Origin of the sequence: Streptomyces sp. NBC_01210, from assembly GCF_036010325.1 — a bacterium.
Lineage (GTDB): Bacteria > Actinomycetota > Actinomycetes > Streptomycetales > Streptomycetaceae > Streptomyces.
Genome location: NZ_CP108549.1, coordinates 719,847 through 736,668 on the forward strand (window position 1 = coordinate 719,847; position 16,822 = coordinate 736,668).

Annotated in this window: 15 protein-coding genes; 7 read left to right on the top strand and 8 right to left on the bottom strand. The window is 68.8% G+C overall.

Translation table 11 applies throughout. The annotated features are described in order from the left end of the window. Nucleotides 1-10 precede the first annotated feature (10 nt). The 7 genes from OG735_RS03215 to OG735_RS03245 all read right to left on the bottom strand — a co-directional run bounded on the left by OG735_RS03215 (nt 11) and on the right by OG735_RS03245 (nt 8,246). Nucleotides 11-958 carry a chlorinating enzyme gene (locus tag OG735_RS03215; RefSeq protein ID WP_327321593.1) on the bottom strand — a complete coding sequence of 316 codons (948 nt, stop codon included), beginning with the start codon at nt 956-958 and terminating at the stop codon, nt 11-13. A gap of 17 nt (nt 959-975) precedes the next feature. Then, on the bottom strand, nt 976-1,236 hold the full coding sequence (locus tag OG735_RS03220) for an acyl carrier protein (protein ID WP_327321594.1): 261 nt from the start codon (nt 1,234-1,236) through the stop codon (nt 976-978). 27 nt (nt 1,237-1,263) lie between these two features. Continuing rightward, nucleotides 1,264-2,832, bottom strand: a complete 1,569-nt coding sequence (locus tag OG735_RS03225) for an amino acid adenylation domain-containing protein (protein WP_327321595.1) — start codon at nt 2,830-2,832, stop codon at nt 1,264-1,266. 160 nt (nt 2,833-2,992) lie between these two features. After that, complete coding sequence (locus tag OG735_RS03230) at nt 2,993-3,940, bottom strand: ParB N-terminal domain-containing protein (RefSeq protein WP_327321596.1); 948 nt, start codon at nt 3,938-3,940, stop codon at nt 2,993-2,995. Between the two features lie 23 nt (nt 3,941-3,963). Then, the gene (locus OG735_RS03235; RefSeq protein WP_327321597.1) at nt 3,964-4,725 is read right to left on the bottom strand and encodes a thioesterase II family protein; all 762 of its coding nucleotides are present in this window, start codon (nt 4,723-4,725) and stop codon (nt 3,964-3,966) included. Nucleotides 4,726-4,736: 11 nt separating this feature from the next. After that, nucleotides 4,737-7,028 carry a S9 family peptidase gene (locus tag OG735_RS03240; protein ID WP_327321598.1) on the bottom strand — a complete coding sequence of 764 codons (2,292 nt, stop codon included), beginning with the start codon at nt 7,026-7,028 and terminating at the stop codon, nt 4,737-4,739. Between the two features lie 24 nt (nt 7,029-7,052). Beyond that, on the bottom strand, nt 7,053-8,246 hold the full coding sequence (locus OG735_RS03245; RefSeq protein WP_327321599.1) for a cytochrome P450: 1,194 nt from the start codon (nt 8,244-8,246) through the stop codon (nt 7,053-7,055). 358 nt (nt 8,247-8,604) lie between these two features. Between OG735_RS03245 and OG735_RS03250 the strand changes: the two genes are divergently transcribed. From OG735_RS03250 to OG735_RS03280, 7 genes are all read left to right on the top strand, one after another. Then, nucleotides 8,605-9,147 carry a toxin-antitoxin system HicB family antitoxin gene (locus OG735_RS03250; protein WP_327321600.1) on the top strand — a complete coding sequence of 181 codons (543 nt, stop codon included), beginning with the start codon at nt 8,605-8,607 and terminating at the stop codon, nt 9,145-9,147. Nucleotides 9,148-9,179: 32 nt separating this feature from the next. Next, complete coding sequence (locus OG735_RS03255; RefSeq protein ID WP_327321601.1) at nt 9,180-10,055, top strand: DUF4097 family beta strand repeat-containing protein; 876 nt, start codon at nt 9,180-9,182, stop codon at nt 10,053-10,055. A 424-nt stretch (nt 10,056-10,479) separates the two neighbouring features. After that, a complete protein-coding gene (locus OG735_RS03260) occupies nt 10,480-11,448 on the top strand; it encodes an ATP-binding cassette domain-containing protein (RefSeq protein ID WP_327321602.1) in 969 nt (322 codons plus the stop codon). Continuing rightward, nucleotides 11,445-12,236 (top strand): ABC transporter permease, encoded by a 792-nt coding sequence (locus OG735_RS03265; protein WP_327321603.1) that lies wholly within the window; start codon nt 11,445-11,447, stop codon nt 12,234-12,236. The genes OG735_RS03260 and OG735_RS03265 overlap by 4 nt, the downstream gene beginning before the upstream one ends. Before the next feature lie 114 nt (nt 12,237-12,350). After that, nucleotides 12,351-12,641, top strand: coding sequence for a hypothetical protein (locus OG735_RS03270; protein WP_327321604.1), 291 nt, complete (start codon nt 12,351-12,353; stop codon nt 12,639-12,641). 74 nt (nt 12,642-12,715) lie between these two features. Beyond that, nucleotides 12,716-12,976 (top strand): hypothetical protein, encoded by a 261-nt coding sequence (locus OG735_RS03275; protein ID WP_327321605.1) that lies wholly within the window; start codon nt 12,716-12,718, stop codon nt 12,974-12,976. A gap of 191 nt (nt 12,977-13,167) precedes the next feature. Then, entirely contained in the window at nt 13,168-14,373 is a 1,206-nt protein-coding gene (locus tag OG735_RS03280) for an IS701 family transposase (RefSeq protein WP_327321606.1), read from the top strand. 736 nt (nt 14,374-15,109) lie between these two features. On the opposite strand, the gene OG735_RS03285 is transcribed toward OG735_RS03280, so the two are convergent. After that, a complete protein-coding gene (locus OG735_RS03285) occupies nt 15,110-16,747 on the bottom strand; it encodes a PucR family transcriptional regulator (RefSeq protein WP_327321607.1) in 1,638 nt (545 codons plus the stop codon). Nucleotides 16,748-16,822: the final 75 nt, after the last annotated feature.

Below are 16,822 nucleotides of genomic sequence, written 5' to 3' on the forward strand. Positions count from 1 at the left end.
CGGACGGGCGTCACCGCTTGGGGAACGCGTGCCCCTTGGTCGTCCGGCTGACCCGCCGGTTGTGGGTGTACGTGTCGGTGCCCGAGACCAGGACCGTGCCGTACTCGCTCAGGCTCACCCGGCCGCCGTACTCGTCGACTTCGTCGGTGTCCGGGTACACCGCCACCGACGTCGGCACGTACCGGCCGGCGAAACCGAGCCGCATCTCCTTGTCGGGCGCGGAGTGCGGCTTGGAGGCGTGCATCATCGTGGACCAGAACATGACCGCCTCGCCGGGGCGCATCACCATGGAGACCGCCCGCTCCTGCGGAGGGCGCCAGTTGGGGTCCTTCTGCAACTGGCGGTAGTCGTAGCCGTAGAAGCCCCGGGCGACCCCTTGCTTGTCCTGCTGGTTGATCTTGCCCGGCTGGTAGTGCATCTCCTTGGACTCGTCGTAGTGCATGGTGCTTTGGGTACCGGGGATGAACTGCAGGCAGCCGGTCTCCTCAGTGGCTTCGGTGAACGCCGTCCACACGGTGATGGTGCCGCCGAAGTCCTTCTCCGACTTCGGCCACACGATCTGCGGCTTGCCCGAGGCGAAGGCGAAGGTGTCCGCCTGGTGCCAGTCGGTGCCCTCGTCACCCGGGTACTTCGGGAAGAACTCCGAGCGCCAGCACAGCACGTTCGGCCCGAGCACCCCGGCCACCCGGTCCACGATCTCCGGCCGGCATATGTGGTCGGCCAGGAAGGCGGAGTCGAGGTGCCGGTCGTAGTTCGCGATGTTGGTGTTGCCGGCCTGGGCGTCGCCCTCGTCGTAGACGGCGCCGCTGCGGTCCATCAACCGCAGCCGCTCACGCCGCCACAGCCGCCGCATCTCGTCCTCTTCGTAGACCTTGAACGGGCCCAGGTAGCCGCGTTCGTGGAACTGGGCGACCTCTTCCGGGGTCGGCGTGAAGGTCTGCTGAACCACATTCGTCATCGTGAAGTCCTCCTGCGTCAGTGGTCTTTGGCGGCGGTCTGTGTGTCGACGAGCGCGGACAGCGCTTCGATGCTGACCTCCTCCAGTTCCGCGACATCGAGCGTGATGTCGTACTTCTCGTTGAGCTGGGCGACGATGCGGATAAAGGCCAGCGAGGTAATCCCCTGGTCGAACAGGTCGACGGCGGGATCGACGGCGTCCCATCCCAGCACCGCGTGGACGGTGTCCTCCACCGACCTGCGGATTCCTGTCGCGGGCGCATCGGGCGACACGGTCATGACGTCGGCTCCTTTCCACCGATGGATTCATTTGCCAAGCGCATTGCGGTTCACCTTTCCTTGCAGGGTCATGGGGAACTCCGGGACGACCTCGTAGCGGGACGGCCTCAGGTGTCTGGGCAGCTCGTTCCTTGCGTGCTGTTCCGCCGCCGCGATGAGCCGGGACGCCTCCCGCCTGTCCGGGTCGACCGGGCGCACGGGCAGCAGATAGGCGACCAGACGCACGTCGCCGTCCCCGAAGTCGCGGGGCGCGGCGACAGCCCGCGCGACGTCCGGCAGGCGGGCGAGGCATTCCTCGATCTCGCCGGGTTCGATCCGGTACCCCCGGATCTTCAACTGGTCGTCCGTCCGGCCGAGGTAGAACAGGTCGTCGGCCAGCCGCACCGCGCGGTCGCCTGTGCGATAGAGGCGTTCCTCGTCCATCCCGGCCATCGCGGGCACGAACCGTTCCGCGGTGAGTTGGGGCCGGTTCAGGTAGCCGCGGGCGAGCCCTGCACCGGCGACGTGCATCTCTCCCGGCTCGCCGTCCGGCAGCGGTTTGCCGTGCTCGTCGAGCACATACAGGCGCAGGTCGGGCAGCGGCACACCGATCGGGCTCGTTCCGTCGCCGTGGGCGACGTCCGCCGCGGTGATCCGACGGTACGTGCAGTGCACGGTGGTCTCGGTGATGCCGTACATGTTCACCAGTTCGGGCGTGCGGTCGCCGTGCCGGCTGAGCCAGGGGCCGAGCATCCGCGGGTCCAACCGCTCCCCGCCGAAGATGATCAGCCGCAGGGAGAGGCCCTCCGTGCCCGGAGCGCCGCTGCGGAGGGAGAAGAGCACGCTGAGCAACTGGTGGAAGGCCGAGGGGGTTTGGTTCAGTACGGTCACCCGCTCCGCGCGCAGCAGCGAGACCAGGTACTCGGGCGAGCGGGAGACGGTCTCCGGCAGGAGTACCAGCCGCCCGCCGTGCAGGAGGGCGCCCCAGATCTCCCAGACCGAGAAGTCGAAGCTGATGGAGTGGAACAGCGACCAGGTGTCGCGGTGGTCGAAGTGGAACCAGGAGCGGGTCTGCTCGAAGAGCCGCACGACGTTGCGGTGTTCGACGGTCACCCCCTTCGGCGCCCCGGTGGAACCGGAGGTGTAGATGACGTACGCCAGGTCGCTCCCCGATGGCTCGCTCCGCTCCCCCTCCGGCACGGGCACCGCCGAAGTGGGCTGGGCGGAGGCTTCGGTCCCGTCGACCCACACGATGGCGGGGTGGCGTCCGCGCAGCACTTCCGCGGTGTCCGCCGCGGCCACCACGATCGGTACCCCGCTGTCGGTGAGCAGGTAGTCGATCCGCGCCACCGGATATCCCGGGTCGATCGGCACGTACGCGCCACCGGCCTTGAGGATGCCCAGCATGGCGACGATGGCTTCCGCGCCCCGGCGCTCGCACAGCCCGACGAGGACGCCCGGCCGGACGCCGAGCCCGGCCAACCGTCCGGCCAACCGGTCGCTCCGCGCGGCGAGTTCGCCGTACGACACCGGTCCCTCCGGGGTGGAGAGGGCTATCCGGTCGGGTGCTGCTCGGACACGTTCGGAGAAAATTGTGTGGAGGCATTCCACCGGCATCACGCAGTCCGTTCGTATGGCATGAGAGCGACGAATGGCGACCAACCTCGAGAGCGGGTCGAGAATCGCGGAATAACCAGATGCTAGCTGCAGGGAACCGGGATACAGAAGGCCGATGGGGGGTGTCCAACCGCCACACTTCCGCATTTGGACGGCAGGATTACTCAGCCAGGGAAGAATTCCGCGCCATGCGCGCGGCGACCTCGGCCCACATTCGCGCCGATTCCCGTGCCGCCTGCTCCACCAACTGGGCGCAGTGCAGGGGCACGTTGTCGACGGTCTTCTGCCACTCCTCGGCCGTCATCGCCTGCGTACGCAGGATGCGGAGCAGCACGCGGCCGGTGTCGGTCTGCCGGACCGCGGGGTCCGACGCCAGCCGCCGCAGGACAGCATCTAGCTCATTTGGCGCCCAATCTTCCTCTTGACGTGGGGGTTTGAGGGTGCGCGCGGGCGCCGGACGGCGCCCGTAGAGCAGCCGGTTGCGGACCGCCCGCACGGTCTCCGGCGATATCCCCGCGACCTGGGCCACCTGCCGCAGGGACAGGTCCGGATTCTCGGTCAGCAGCGCGGTCGCGAGGCTCCGCCGCCGCGCGGCGTCGACCGGCCGGGCTCGGCCGTCCTGTCCGATACGGACTCCGGACGGCTCGGATTCCGCACTCCTGCGACGTATTTCCGCGATGGTTCGGGCGGAAATTCCGGCGGCTGTCGAAATCATCCGGTCCGACCATTGCGGGTGTGTGGCGACAATGCGTTCGGCGGCCGAGATCCGGTCCTTCAACGACAGCGGAAGCCCGTGTCTGACATTCGCCTGAACGGCCAGCACGAAGGCGTCCTCCGCACTGCCGTCGAAAAAGCGTGCCCTGATGCGCTTCTTCTCGCTCAGCCGTGCGGCGCGTACGCGGTGCGCTCCGTCGATCACCCGCATGGTCGCGCGGTGCACGATGATCGGCGGCAGCTCCTGGTCGACGGCGACCAACGACCGTACGTGCTCCTCGTCTTCGCCCGACGCGCGCGGGGAGCCCTCGATCACGAGCTCGGCGACCGGGAGGTGCACGACCTCGTCGTCGGGGGCCGCCGCGCACCCTCCCGGGTCGGGGCCCTCGCTCATGCGCTCGCCCCGCGCATCGGCGGTCACGGGGACGGCAGCCGGTCGGCGACCGCGGCGACCAGCGCCGCCTCGTCCTGGACCAGGTAGAAGTGCCCACCCGGGAAGCTCAGGACGTCGAACCCGCCAGTGGCCAGTTCGCCCCACGAGGCGAGACCGGCGTGGTCGACGTCCGGGTCCTCGACGCCGCCCGTCGCGAGCACCGGTGCGCGCACCGCGGTGGGGGCGCCCGGCTGGTAGATCTCGAAGAGCCGGTAGTCGTCGCGGATCATCGGCAGCAGCACCTCGACCAGGTCCGGGTTGGCCAGCAAGGCCGCGAACGACTCGTTGTCGCGGGCGACCTCGGCGGCGAACTCGGCGTCCGGGAGCTTGTGCACCTCGCCAGGCTGCTTGCGGTGCGGAGCGGTGACACCGGAGACGACGAGGAGGTCGACGACCGGACCATGCCGACGTTCCAGTTCGGCGGCGACCTCGTAGGCGACGTAGGCACCCATGCTGTGCCCGAAGATCACCAATGGCTCGCCGGTGAATGGCTCGACCGCCGACGCGATCTCCTCGGCCATGTCATCGATCCCGCCCGCGGGAGGCTCGCCGAAGCGGTCCTGCCGGCCGGGGTACTGCGCCGCGTACACGCCCGTGTCCGGCGGCAGGAACGCGGGCCACGAGCTGTATGTGTTCGCGGTGCCGCCGGCGTGGGGCAGGCAGACGAGCCGTCGGCGGGGGTGCGTCACGGCATCGCCGCACGGGCGGAGCCAGAGGTCGGCCCTCGTCGCTTTCCTGGTGTGCACGGGTCTCCCTCTCATCCGAACAGGCCGGCGATCGCTTCCGCGTCCATCGGGACGGGGGTGAGCCGGTACCCCTGTGGCGGTTCGGCGCCCCTCACGTGGCGGACCAGGAAGTCCCACCGACGCCGGTTGAGATAGTGGTCGTAACCGACGAAGGCGTGGTCGGAGCTGGGCACGACGAGCAGTTCGAAGTCCTTGTCCGCCGCGATCAGGCGCTCCACCAGGCGCATCGTCAGATGCGGCGCGAAGCTGTCGTCGAGGCCGCCGTGGACCAGCAGCAGCTTGCCGTCGAGCCGGTGCGCGATGTCGACGTTCGAGGCGGCGGCGTACTTCTCCGCGTCGAACGGGCCGTTGTACATCTCCGCGACGCCCTGCTCGGCACAGCGCAGGTCGTGCACCCCGCACTCGGCGACGCCCGCCTTGAACACCTCGGGGAAGTCCAGCATCGCCCGGACGGTGGCGAACCCGCCGGAGGACATCCCGAACACCCCGACCCGGTCGAGGTCCATCCACGGGCGGCTGCGACTCAGCTCACGCAGAGCCGCCACGTGATCGGCGAGGCCGGCCGCGTCCCCGAGCCTTCCGTAGGAGTGGTCGTGGAACGCCTTGTCCCGCCCCGGCGCACCGCGCCCGTCGATGGCGACCACGACGAAGCCCAGCGCAGCCAGGGCCTCGGCGTCGTAGCCGTAATAGCCGGGGTCGAAGCAGGGCACGACGCGGGTGGCGCTCGGGAAGCCGTACGGGTGGTCCACGACCGGGTACCGTTCATCCGGATCGAAGCCGTGCGGAAGGTAGAGCATCCCGTGGATCTCGGTCTCTCCGTCCGCCGCCGTCACCCGGAACCGCTCCGGCGGGTTCCACCCCGTCGCGCGCAGCCGCGACGCGTCCGTGCGCTCCAACGCGACGCGTTCGCGCCCGTCCCAGCCGCGCACGGTGATCACTGGCGGGGCCGCGTTGGTCGAGGCCGAGTCGATGAAGTGGTCCCCGCCCGGCGCCACCGTCACGACGTGGTCCAGGTCGTCGTCGGTGACCGTGGCGAAGCCCGTACCGTCCAAGCCCGCCCGGCAGACCGTCCGGCGGTAGGGGTCGTCCTCGACCAGACCGGCGGCCAGAAAGTAGACCACACGCCGCTCCTCGTCGACGTGCAGGACTTCCTGTACCGCCCACTGCCCCGACGTGACCTGTGCACGCAGTTCGCCGTCCCGCGTCCCGTAGAGGTACAGGTGACCCCAGTTGTCTCGCTGGGAGTACCACAGCACCTCCGCCCCGCCGGAGAGGACCTTGACCATCGGTGCCTGCCCGAGCAGTTGGGCCGGCTCCACCCGGGTCGGCCCCGATTCGTTCAGGACCGTGCGGACCTCGCCGGATGTCGGGTCCAGCCGGTGCAGGCTGAGCGTCTTCATGTCGCGCGTGGAACTCAGGTAGTACGCCGCCGAGCCGTCCTCGGCCCACCATGCCCAGCGGCGGGAGATCGGTGACATCATCGGCATCGCCACCGGTTCGGCCAGCGCAGGTACCGCCTTGCCGGATTCGACGTCCAGCACGACGAACTCGGCCAGCGGCATCCGCTCGTCGCCGGGGTGGGCGAACCGCTGGGACCGCAGCATGGGCGGCCCGCCGTCCGCCGGCAGGGCATCGACGAGGTGCGTCTCGCGGACACCGCGCATGTCGGTCCGGTGAGTGAGTACGCGCCTGGAGTCCGGCGACCACAGCACCGCGGGCGGCAGGTGCGGGATGCCGAGCTTGCCCAGCAGCGTCGAGTACATGAAGTAGTCCGGGTTGGCGCCGTAGTCACGGTCCACCGAGCCGTCGTCGGTCAGCGCCCACTCCCGCCGGTCCGCCAGCGATCGGGCCCTGATGTTGTACGCCTGCCGGAACACCGCGTGGCGGCCGTCCTGCGCGACGACGTCGAGGAGTTCGCGGGGCGGCGCTCCCTCGACGGCGACGCAGGTGTAGTCGTCCAGCGCGCATCGCCAGCGGGCACCGAACGCGTCGAACTCGACCGCCTCACCGGTCACATCGAACGCGCCGAACGGCAACTCGGCCGCATCGACCTCGCTGCCTGACGCCGCCGCGAGTGCCGTGGCGAGCCGGGCATGGTCGAAGGCGGGTTTCCGGCTGCCCTTCACGGGGTCGACGAGGTGGAAGCGGGGGCCGCCCACGGTGTCCGTCGGGTACCAGAAGCGAACCCCGTCCTCGAGCCACCTCGGCCGGACGCTCCCATTGAGCACGAGCTCGCCCCGGTTGTGCCGCAGCAGCTGCTCCGCGGTCCGGTACGAGGATGCGTCGAGCCTGATCGGGTTCATCGGGTTGTCCTCCAGAGCAGCCGGTCAGCCGACGACGACGGGAAGCCGGGCCGCACCGTTGAGGTTGGGGTTGGACATGAACGTCGGTGGGCTGTCCGGGTCGCATCGCAGCTCCGGAAAGCGGTCGAACAGCGCGTTCATCGCAATGCGGCCCTCCCGCCTCGCCAGCGCCGCCCCGATGCAGAAGTGCACACCCCGGCCGAAGGCCAGGTGCGGGTTGTGCCCGCGGGCGGGGTCGAAGGTGTGCGGATCGGCGAAGACCCGCGCGTCGCGGTTGGCGGTCGCGATCGACAGGCTGACCATTTGGTCCGGCCCGATCCTCACACCGCCCACTTCGGTCTCGGTGGTGGTCACCCGCACCATGGACGCGATGGGGCTTACGTAGCGCAGCGACTCCTCCAACAGCGGAGGGACCAGGGACCGGTCCTGACGGACCCTCCGATCCGCCTCCGGGTGGGCGTCGAGACAGAGAACGGTTCCGCTGAGCAACAGGGTGGTGGTGACGTGGCCCGCGACGAGCATCACGTTGGCGAAGTTGGCCACCTCGCTCTCGGTCAACCGCTCGCCGTCGACCTCCGCCTCGACGAGCCTGGTGAGCAGGTCCTCCCGCGGATTCGAGCGCCGGTCCTTGACGTGCCCCCGCAGGTATTCGGTGATGTGGCGCACCTGCTCCATCGCGTACTCCACCTCGTTCTCGACGGTTTCGTCGCGCTCTCCGAGCGAGAACTCCGAGGTGCCGCTCATCATTTTGTCGACCCACCCGTTGAGCAAGGCGTGGTCGCTCGCGGGTATGCCGATCAGCTCGGCTATCACGGTGATGGGCAGTGGGTACGCCAGCTCGGCGATGAGGTCGAAACTCTTCCGGTCGGCCACCTTGGCCAGCAGGTCCTCCACGATGGCGTGGACCCGGGGTTCGAGCTCGTCGATCGCGCGGGGGGTGAAGGCGTGCGTGATGAGCTTGCGCAAAGCGGTGTGCCTGGGCGGATCCAGCTGGGTGATGGATCCTTCGTCGAACTCGCGCCGCTGCGGGATCAACCGTCCGGTGTCCGACGAGAAGACGTGCGGGTTGTTCGCCACGTGCACTGCCTCAACATGGCCGTAGACGTTCCAGATGCCGCTCGCCTCGTCGAAGACGACTCTCCGGGACGACCTGTCCTCGCCATACATCCAGAAGTATCGCTGTCGGTCCAGGTCCCACTTTTCGGCCAGCGCAGACATGACACTCCCGTCATAACTGATTCGTCAACAACAGGCAATCGGAATTCCGGGGATTTCATTCTGTAATTCCCGCACCGGAATTAATACGGGCCGAGTCTTTCAGATGGGTGTTGCGCCTGTCGACGGTGCGGCAATCGGAGGCGTCCTGTCGCCAGGACACCGAGCAGCCGATGGGCACCGCGCCGAAGCACCGCGGTATCCGGGCGGCATTCCGGGCGGACCAGACCGGCCGTCGAGCATCGCAACCCACCGGGTGAGCCTGGAACCCGGCACCCGCTGACCAGGCCTCCGGCCGGCAGACGACCGCCCGGCCGCCCGGCGCCTTGCGATGGCGCCACTAAGGCGCCATACTTGCGCCATGGATCTCACACCCTACGTCGACGGCCTCCACCGAGAACTCCTGGCCTCCGCGGGGGCCAACGACGGCGACGCCATGGCGCTGGCCGAGCGGCTGACCGCGTCGGTCACGTCCGCGACCCGGCTCACCATGCTGGACGTGCTGTCGGCCGCGGCGGACGAGATCACCCGGGACCTCGTGCCCGGCTCGGTGGAAGTCCGGCTGCGCGGACGCAACCCCTACTTCGTGGTCACGCCCGCCACCCTCCATGAACCGCTCGACAACGACTTCGCCCCACCGCAGGACGGTCCCGCGCCGCACGTCGCCCCGGCCCCGGAGGAGGCTCCCCCGAGCGGCACCGAGGGGGCCGTGGGCCGCATCAATTTCCGCCCGCCCGAGCAGCTCAAGGCCCGCATCGAAGCCGCCGCCGCCAAGGAGGGGCTCTCGCTGAACGCCTACTTGGTCCGCATCACCACGGCCGCGCTGGACGCCGACGCCACCCCGTCCCGCTCGGGCCGCCGCGGCTCGGGACCCACGCGCCACTACGTCGGCTGGGTCGGCTGAGCGCCACCCACCACGAGACAGGACGGCTCACCATGCCCGAGTTCACCACGCCCGAACCCATCACCGTCGCGCTCACCATGAGCAGCGGCAAGGTGTCCATCATCGCCGGGGACCGGACCGACACAGTCGTGCAGGTCCGGCCGACCGACGAAGCGTCCGCACCCGACGCCAAGGTGGCCGAGCAGACCGAAGTCGACTACACCGCAGGCCAGTTGCTGATCAAGGCGCCGGACCCGTCCTGGCTGAGCGGCATCATGGGCAACAGCCCCTCGATCGATGTGACGATCGAAGTGCCGGCCGGCTCCAACCTGCAAGCCGAACTGACGAAGGTGCAGGTCCATGCCGAAGGCCGCCTCGAGGAGGTCCGCCTCGAGAGCGTTTCGGGCCACATCCGCCTCGACTGCGTGGGCACGCTCCACGCCGACACCGTCTCCGGACACATCACCGTCGAAGACGTGAGCGGGTACGCCAGCGTCAACGGCGTGTCCGGCAAGGTGCGGGTGCGCAGGGCCCGGGGCAGCGCCGTCGTCAAGGGCGTCAACGGCGACACCTGGATCGGCGATGCGGGCAGCGACCTGCACCTCAGCGCGGTCGACGGCAACATCTTCGTGGACAGCGCCGGACCGGGCGTCACGGCCAGGACCTCGAGCGGCAGCATCCGGATCGGCCACCTGAAGGCAGGCGAAGTCGACCTGCTGACCGGCTCGGGAGAAATCGAGATCGGCATCGGCGAGGGCTCGACGGCCTGGATCGACGCCCGGAGCGCGACCGGGACCGTGCGCAACTCCCTACAGGCCCAGGACGGCCCCACGCAGCAAGCGGACATGGTCAAGGCGCTGGCCAGGACGCGACACGGCGACATCATGATCCATCGCTCGCAGCGGCCCGGCCCTTCGGAGATCGGCTAGCCGAGGCACCTGGCGCAGTTCCCGTGCCGCCGCGTCATCCGCGCGCGGCGGCCGCCGTCGATCCCCCTGCGCCCCTCGGTCGAACCCCTGGACCGCCTCGCGTAGGCACCCATCGGCCAGTTCCCTTCGGCCCGGCCGCCAGCTCGGCACACCCTGCGCCAAGCCCCTGACACCCCGCCAATATGGCGCCAAGAGCCTCGCGCCTTCATTGTCATGGCGCCATGGTTGCGCCATGATGGCGTCAATGAGCGATCACCGCTCATGCCGTCCCGGCGACAGGACGCCCCGTCGCCGCGCGGAGCGCGAACTCCGGAATCGTCGTCGAAACAAAGACCCGGTCACGCCTCCCGCCCCTTTCGCGGCGCCCGAACCACCCAGCAGAACGCGCCGCGTGCACCATTCCATCCTTGAAATGGAGAGAGATATGGCATCCACCAGTCCACCCGCAATCACGGCCACCGGACTGCGCAAGTCGTACGGTGACAAGCTGGTTCTCGACGGAATCGACCTCGAGGTTCCCTCGGGGCGCATCTGGTCGCTCCTGGGACCGAACGGCGCCGGCAAGACGACCCTGGTGCAGATCCTGTCCACGCTCATCCGGCCGGACGCCGGGACCGTGCGGGTCGCCGGTCACGACCTGCTGCGCGAGCCCGAAGCGGTGCGCCGGGCGATCGGGGTCACCGGGCAGTTCGCGGCGATTGACGAGCTGCTCACCGGCGAGGAGAACTTACAGCTGATGTGCCAACTGCACCGGCTGTCCCCACAGGAGAGCCGGCAGCGTACCGCTCAACTGTTGGAGCGCTTCGAGCTGGCGGGCAAGGATGCGAAGAAGCTCGCCGGCGCCTACTCCGGCGGCATGCGGCGCAAGCTCGACCTGGCGATGACCCTCGTCGGCAGCCCCCGGATCATCTTCCTCGACGAGCCGACCACCGGTCTCGACCCGCGCAGTCGGCGCACCATGTGGGACATCATCCGGGACCTTGTCGCCGGCGGCGTCACGGTCTTCCTCACCACGCAGTACCTGGAAGAGGCGGACGAACTGGCCGACCGGATCGCGGTACTGCACCACGGCAACTTCGTTGCCGAAGGCACACCTGCCGAGCTCAAGCGCCTCGTCCCCGGCGGCGACATCCGGCTCACCTTCGACACCATGGAGCAACTCACCCTGGCCTCCGAGGCGTTGGGGACCTCGGACATCGACGAAGAGGCGTTGAGCCTACGCGTGCCGAGCGAGGGCGACCTGGGCTCGATGCGACGCGTCATCGACAGGCTCGACGGGGTCTCCGTGACGGCATCCAGCCTGTCGATGCACAGCCCCGACCTCGACGACGTGTTCCTCACCCTGACCTCTCAGCCCGCCACGGACAACGGAAAGCAGGAGGCAGTCCGATGAGCACGCTCTCCCTCGCCCTGCACGACTCCTCCACGATGCTGCGCCGCAACCTGCGGCACGCCACCCGCAACCCGTCGACGCTGCTCGGGTCGGTGGTCATGCCGTGCGTGCTCCTGCTGTTGTTCGTCTTCGCCTTCGGCGGCACTATGGGCAACGGACTGGGCGGCGCCGCGGAGGGGATCGACTACGTCGACTACCTCGCCCCCGGTATCTTCCTGCTGGCCCTGACGGTGGGGGCGATGGGCACCTCGATCGCGGTCGCGGTCGACATGACCAAGGGGATCATCAACCGGTTCCGCACCATGGCCATCTCCCGCGCCTCGGTTCTGACCGGCCACGTCGTGGGCAGTGTGATCCAGTCGATGGTCAGCATGGTCGTGGTCATCGCCATCGCGCTGCTGGTCGGCTTCCGGCCCACCGCTGGAGTTCTGGGCTGGCTCGGGGCCATCGGCCTGATGGCCCTGGTGAGCTTCGCGCTCACCTGGGTGGCGGTCGGCTTCGGTCTGCTGGCGAAGACCGTCGACTCGGCGAGCAACATGCCGATGATCCTGCAGGTCCTGCCGTTCCTGTCCAGCACGTTCGTACCGGCCGAGTCGATGGCCTCCGGTCTCCGTTGGTTCTCCGAGAACGAGCCCTTCACGCCGATCACCGACACGTTGCGCAATCTGCTCCTCGACAGGCCGGTCGGCAACGACTGGATCATCGGCGTCGCCTGGTGCCTCGGCATCGCGCTGGTCGGATACCTGTGGTCGAGGAAGTTGTACAGGCGCGACCCCAGGAACACCTGACCGACGCACCACCCCATCACTCACGCGAGGAGATCGATCGACGAGCTGAGCGAAGCACTGCTGGCCAGCCGCAGTGCCATCACCGGCGCGGTCAAGCTCCTCGAGGGCTATCGGATGGCACGGCGAACGCGCGTCGCGGGCGAGCGGGTGGACCGGGTGAGCCTGAACCCGGTGAGTCAGCAGCCACGGCACTTCGACTCCGCCGTACACGAGGAACACGCGGCGCTGTTTCGCGAGGGGTTGAGGTTGCTCGCCGATGCCCCGCCGGAGCGTCGTGCGCCCCTGGAGGAGATGATCGCACTGGCCGAATTCCTCGCCGAGCGCCTGCCCGCACTCCTGGAAGAGTGGCACACGTATCGCGACGAGCTTCGCGCGTCGACGAGTCGGCCCGCTCCGACCGAATAGACGGCCCCCGTGCTGGGGGACGCCAGGCCCGGGCCGACCAGCCCAGGGCAAGACCCATGGGAAGAGATTGCGTCATGACCGACTCCGACATGTCCACGCTGCGAGAACGAGCCGCGAAAGGCGATGCCGACGCGACCGACCAGCTCATCGAGCTCGCTACTGAACAGGGCAACCTCGACAAACTCCGCCGCCTCGCCGACCAAGGCAACAGCACAGCCACCGACCAACTCATCGAACTCGCCACTGAACAGGGCAACCTCGACGAACTCCGCCGCCTCGCCGACCAAGGCAACAGCACAGCTGCCGATCAGCTCATGGAACTGACCTCCGAGTAACCACTCGTTGCCGATCCTCGGGGAAGGGCAGTCCGTCCCCTCCCCCTCATCGGCTTGGACACAACGCCACTTCGACACCTGCCGGATGGCCGGCCTCCGAGCGGCTCGCGCGACTGGCGAGCGCGCTCCCGGGCACCGCGCGCGCGATATAGCTCAACGAGAAGCCTGACGTACGAGAAAACGGGGAAAGCATGGCGAACCGCTGCGGACTCAATACGCTGGACGCGCTCTTAGACGCCCATGTTCCACTGACTGAGGAGCCGGATCTCAGGGCGTTCTGCACGCAGATCTTCAGGTACCTCTCACGCGTCGACCAGCGCCGCTGCGCCCACGCCTACGTGGAAGCCCTCCTCACCACGCCCGGCAAGAAGTCCATTCGTCGCCTCGCCCGCGCCATCTCGGCCTCCCCCGCCGCAGCGCAGTCACTGCGCCAGTTCGTCAACGCGAGCCCATGGAACTGGGAGCCCGTCCTGCACGAACTCGCCACCTGGGCCGCAGGATACAGCCCCGCCCACGCGTGGTCCATCGGTCGCGCCTTCCTGCCCAAACGCGGTGAGCGCTCGGTCGGCGTGCACCGTCATTACGACCCGTCTTCCAACCACACGCTGAACTGCCAACTTGGATATGGCGCGTTCCTGTGCATCGACACCGCGTACATACCCGTCGCCTGGGAACTGTCGCTGCCCGGGCCGTGGACCGACGACCCGCACCTACGCCAACACGCCCGCGTTCCCGATACGCAGCTCTACCGTCCGCCGTGGGCCCACGTCCTTGGCCTGGTGGACACTCTCGCGACGCGTGTCAAGTCGGCCCCCCTGGTAGCGGACTTGAGCGATGATCAGGACGTCAATCTCCTCGTCAACGGACTCAACCAGCGTGGCCAGCCCTTCGTCATCCGAGTGCCACACAATCTGGCGGTGACGATGAGTCAGAATTTTGGGGCTCGCCAACCCCTCCCTGCTGCCGCGCGCTTCATGTTCCCGGCGAAACCGCTGGAAACGTTGACGGTCACCGCCCCGGGCGGGGGGCGCCGTCCCACCCGCGTTCAGTCCATGAGGGTGCACGTGCAGGCTCCGCAGTCAGGTTCGCCCTCGGAACGGCCGTACCAGCTCTTCACCGAGATGCGGACGGACAACCGTCCCGGTGCGATCTGGATCACGAACCTTCCGCCTCAGCGGCTGCCGGATGCCGTCAAGTTGGCGTCGTACGCGACCGGCCCCGCCGTCGCCGTGAACGCGATGGCTCAGTGGTTCGGGCTGCTCGACTTCGAGGGGCGTTCCTTTCCCGGCTGGCACCATCACATGAGCCTGGTGTCCGCCGCGTACGCCTATCAGCGCCTCGGCCGCTCGTCATCCCACCGTCCAGGCGAGCGGCGCCTGGAGCTCCCCGGTATGTGACCAGGATCGATAGTTGGCATCGCCCAACGCACCTGACCTGCAGTGGTGCCAACCACTTCTCGCCGTCCGCGACCGGACAAAAGAACTCTTCTTGGCACTTTGGTACAGCACACTCGGCGCTCGTTGCGGGACAGCGAACGCCCAGTCCCTCACAGGCCGTCCGGTCTGCGGTTGGTGATGGCACCCGGGTTTTTCCTGGCCTGGCGTACTGCTGGAGCCACTGCTGGAGAAGGGGGCGCACGCTCGCAGGTCCTCATTGCATGCGAAGAATCCGTGACAGCGAGCTTGTCCAAGCTGCATTGGCCAACCCGATTGCCGCCTCTCCGCGTTCATGGTGGCAGCGGACCGTGAGCGCAGTCCGGGCCGTGTGGCGAGAGCTGCTTCAGTGAAGTGGCGGGCACTGCTTCGAGCCCAGTCTCAGCTACCGCTCAATCGGTTCCGGGGCGCTGCCGGTGGACGACCGTGCAGCCTTGCGCGGCATCGTTCACGTGCTGCGCAAGAGCGTGACGGCCCGCCTCGATGCCGATGCACTCGACCGGGCGGTTGGCGCCTGGCTGGCCGACCGCCGTGCTCTCAACCTGGCCCGAAGAACCGGCGGGCGGTGGCGGTGGACGGCAAGAGCCTGCGCGGCGCCGCCCGGTCCGGTGGCCGCAAGATCCACCTGCTGGCCGCACTCGACCACACCATGGCGCCGGACCGGCGTGGGCCCGGCCGCGATCGCCGGCGCAAGCCCGGTTCACAGGGTCGCCGATCCGCTGACCTTCCAGATTCGGGTCGCCACTTGGAGGTTGAGGCGGCTCTCGACGTCGTTCAGCCTCCGGCCGCTGACCTCATGGATGCGTTGCAGCCGGTAGCGCAGGGTACTGCGGTGGATGGCGAGAGCGCGGGCCGTCTTGTCGTAGTTGCCACCGCAGTCGAAGTACTGGGTGAGGGTGGGCACGAGATCGGTTCCGTGCGCGACGTCGTAGTCCAGGAGATGGCCGAGCCATTCGCGGACGAACTGTTCCACCTCGCGGCCATCGTCGCCCCGGGCGAGGATGCGGTAGAGGCCCAGCTGGTCGAAGTCGGTGGCACCGTACGGTGGCTGGGAGCGCCGGCGGACACTCAGCGCCCGGGTGGCCTGGTCGAAGGACCGGGGGAGGCCGTCCGTCACCTCACATGGACCGCCGATGCCCACGGCACCCCGCCGGGAGTCCAACTCGCCGGCCACGGCCTCGTACAGCGCCGCGCCGTGCGGCTCCCCCTGGACGATCAGAACGGCCGTCTCCGAGCGTCTGGCCAGCAGCGACCGCATGCCCAGCGCCTGGGCGGCACGGGAGACCGCCCGCATGAACCGCTCGTCCGCGGGCGTGTCCTGCCACTGCACGACGGCCACATGGTGCATGCCGTGCAGGTCATGGCCGACCGCTTCCGCGCGGGTATACGTAGCGCTGTCGTCGGTGCCGGTGATGAGATCGTTCACCAGCTCGCGCCGCAGCCGCAGTTCGACGTCCGCGAGGTTGCGGCGGTGGGCGAGTTCGAGGGCCAGAGCGGTGCACGCGTGCTCGAGAGTGAACTCCTCGGCTTCCCCTGCCTCGGTGGCGGGGTCGATGAGGGCGATCGTTCCGAGGATCTCACCATGGTGGCGGGCCAGTCCGACGAGCCGGTCCTTGTCGCGGACGGGGCTCAGCGCGCGCATGGCCTCCTGGAGGAGCTGCTCCCGCCGCAGCGGTTCGGGCTTGCCGCAGGCGGGGGCGCCGGGCCCAGCCCAGGCCAGCAGGTTCCCGAAGCGGTCCTCGACGCATGCCGGCAGGCCGGTCAGCTGGAACACCGCACGGGCGATGCCGTCCTCCCCGTCTTCGGCCACGCTGGTCCGGGCGAGGACCTCATGGACGGTGCGTTGTTGCTCCAGTTCCGCCACCAGCGCCGTGAGCCGTTCGTTGGTAGCTTCGCGCTCCTCCTTCACCCGGAGCGTCTGCCAGGCGTACTCCCGGTCGCGGCGGCGGGAGTCGGCGTTGTAAAGGGCGGCTCCGGTGGGCTGGGCAAGCGCGTAAACCAGGAAGCGTTGGTCGTCGGACGGCGGCCTCTCCGCACTGACGACGAGGTAGCCGATCAGCCCGCTGGCGCAGCGCAGCGCGACCGCCCACCCCCAGTCGTCCTCCCGGAACCGGACCGGCCCGTCCTCCCCGCCCAGTACCGTGAACTGCTCATCCGCCCGGGCCATGTCCCGCCGGGCGTGCCCGCCGTCGGCGTTCGGGTCGGTGACCGCAGCCAGCTGGAAGCGTCCGTCCTTCAAGAGGTAGCAGGCCTCGGGCCGGCACGGTCCGAGCCGGGGCACCGTGGCCATGGCAAGGCGCAGGATCTCGGCCTCTTCACGCCCATCGAACATCACCATGGCCAGAACGAAAAGTCTGTACAGATGCGCCAGCTGCTCCCGGCTCCATGTGGCCGGAGCGGTGACGGGCGCCTG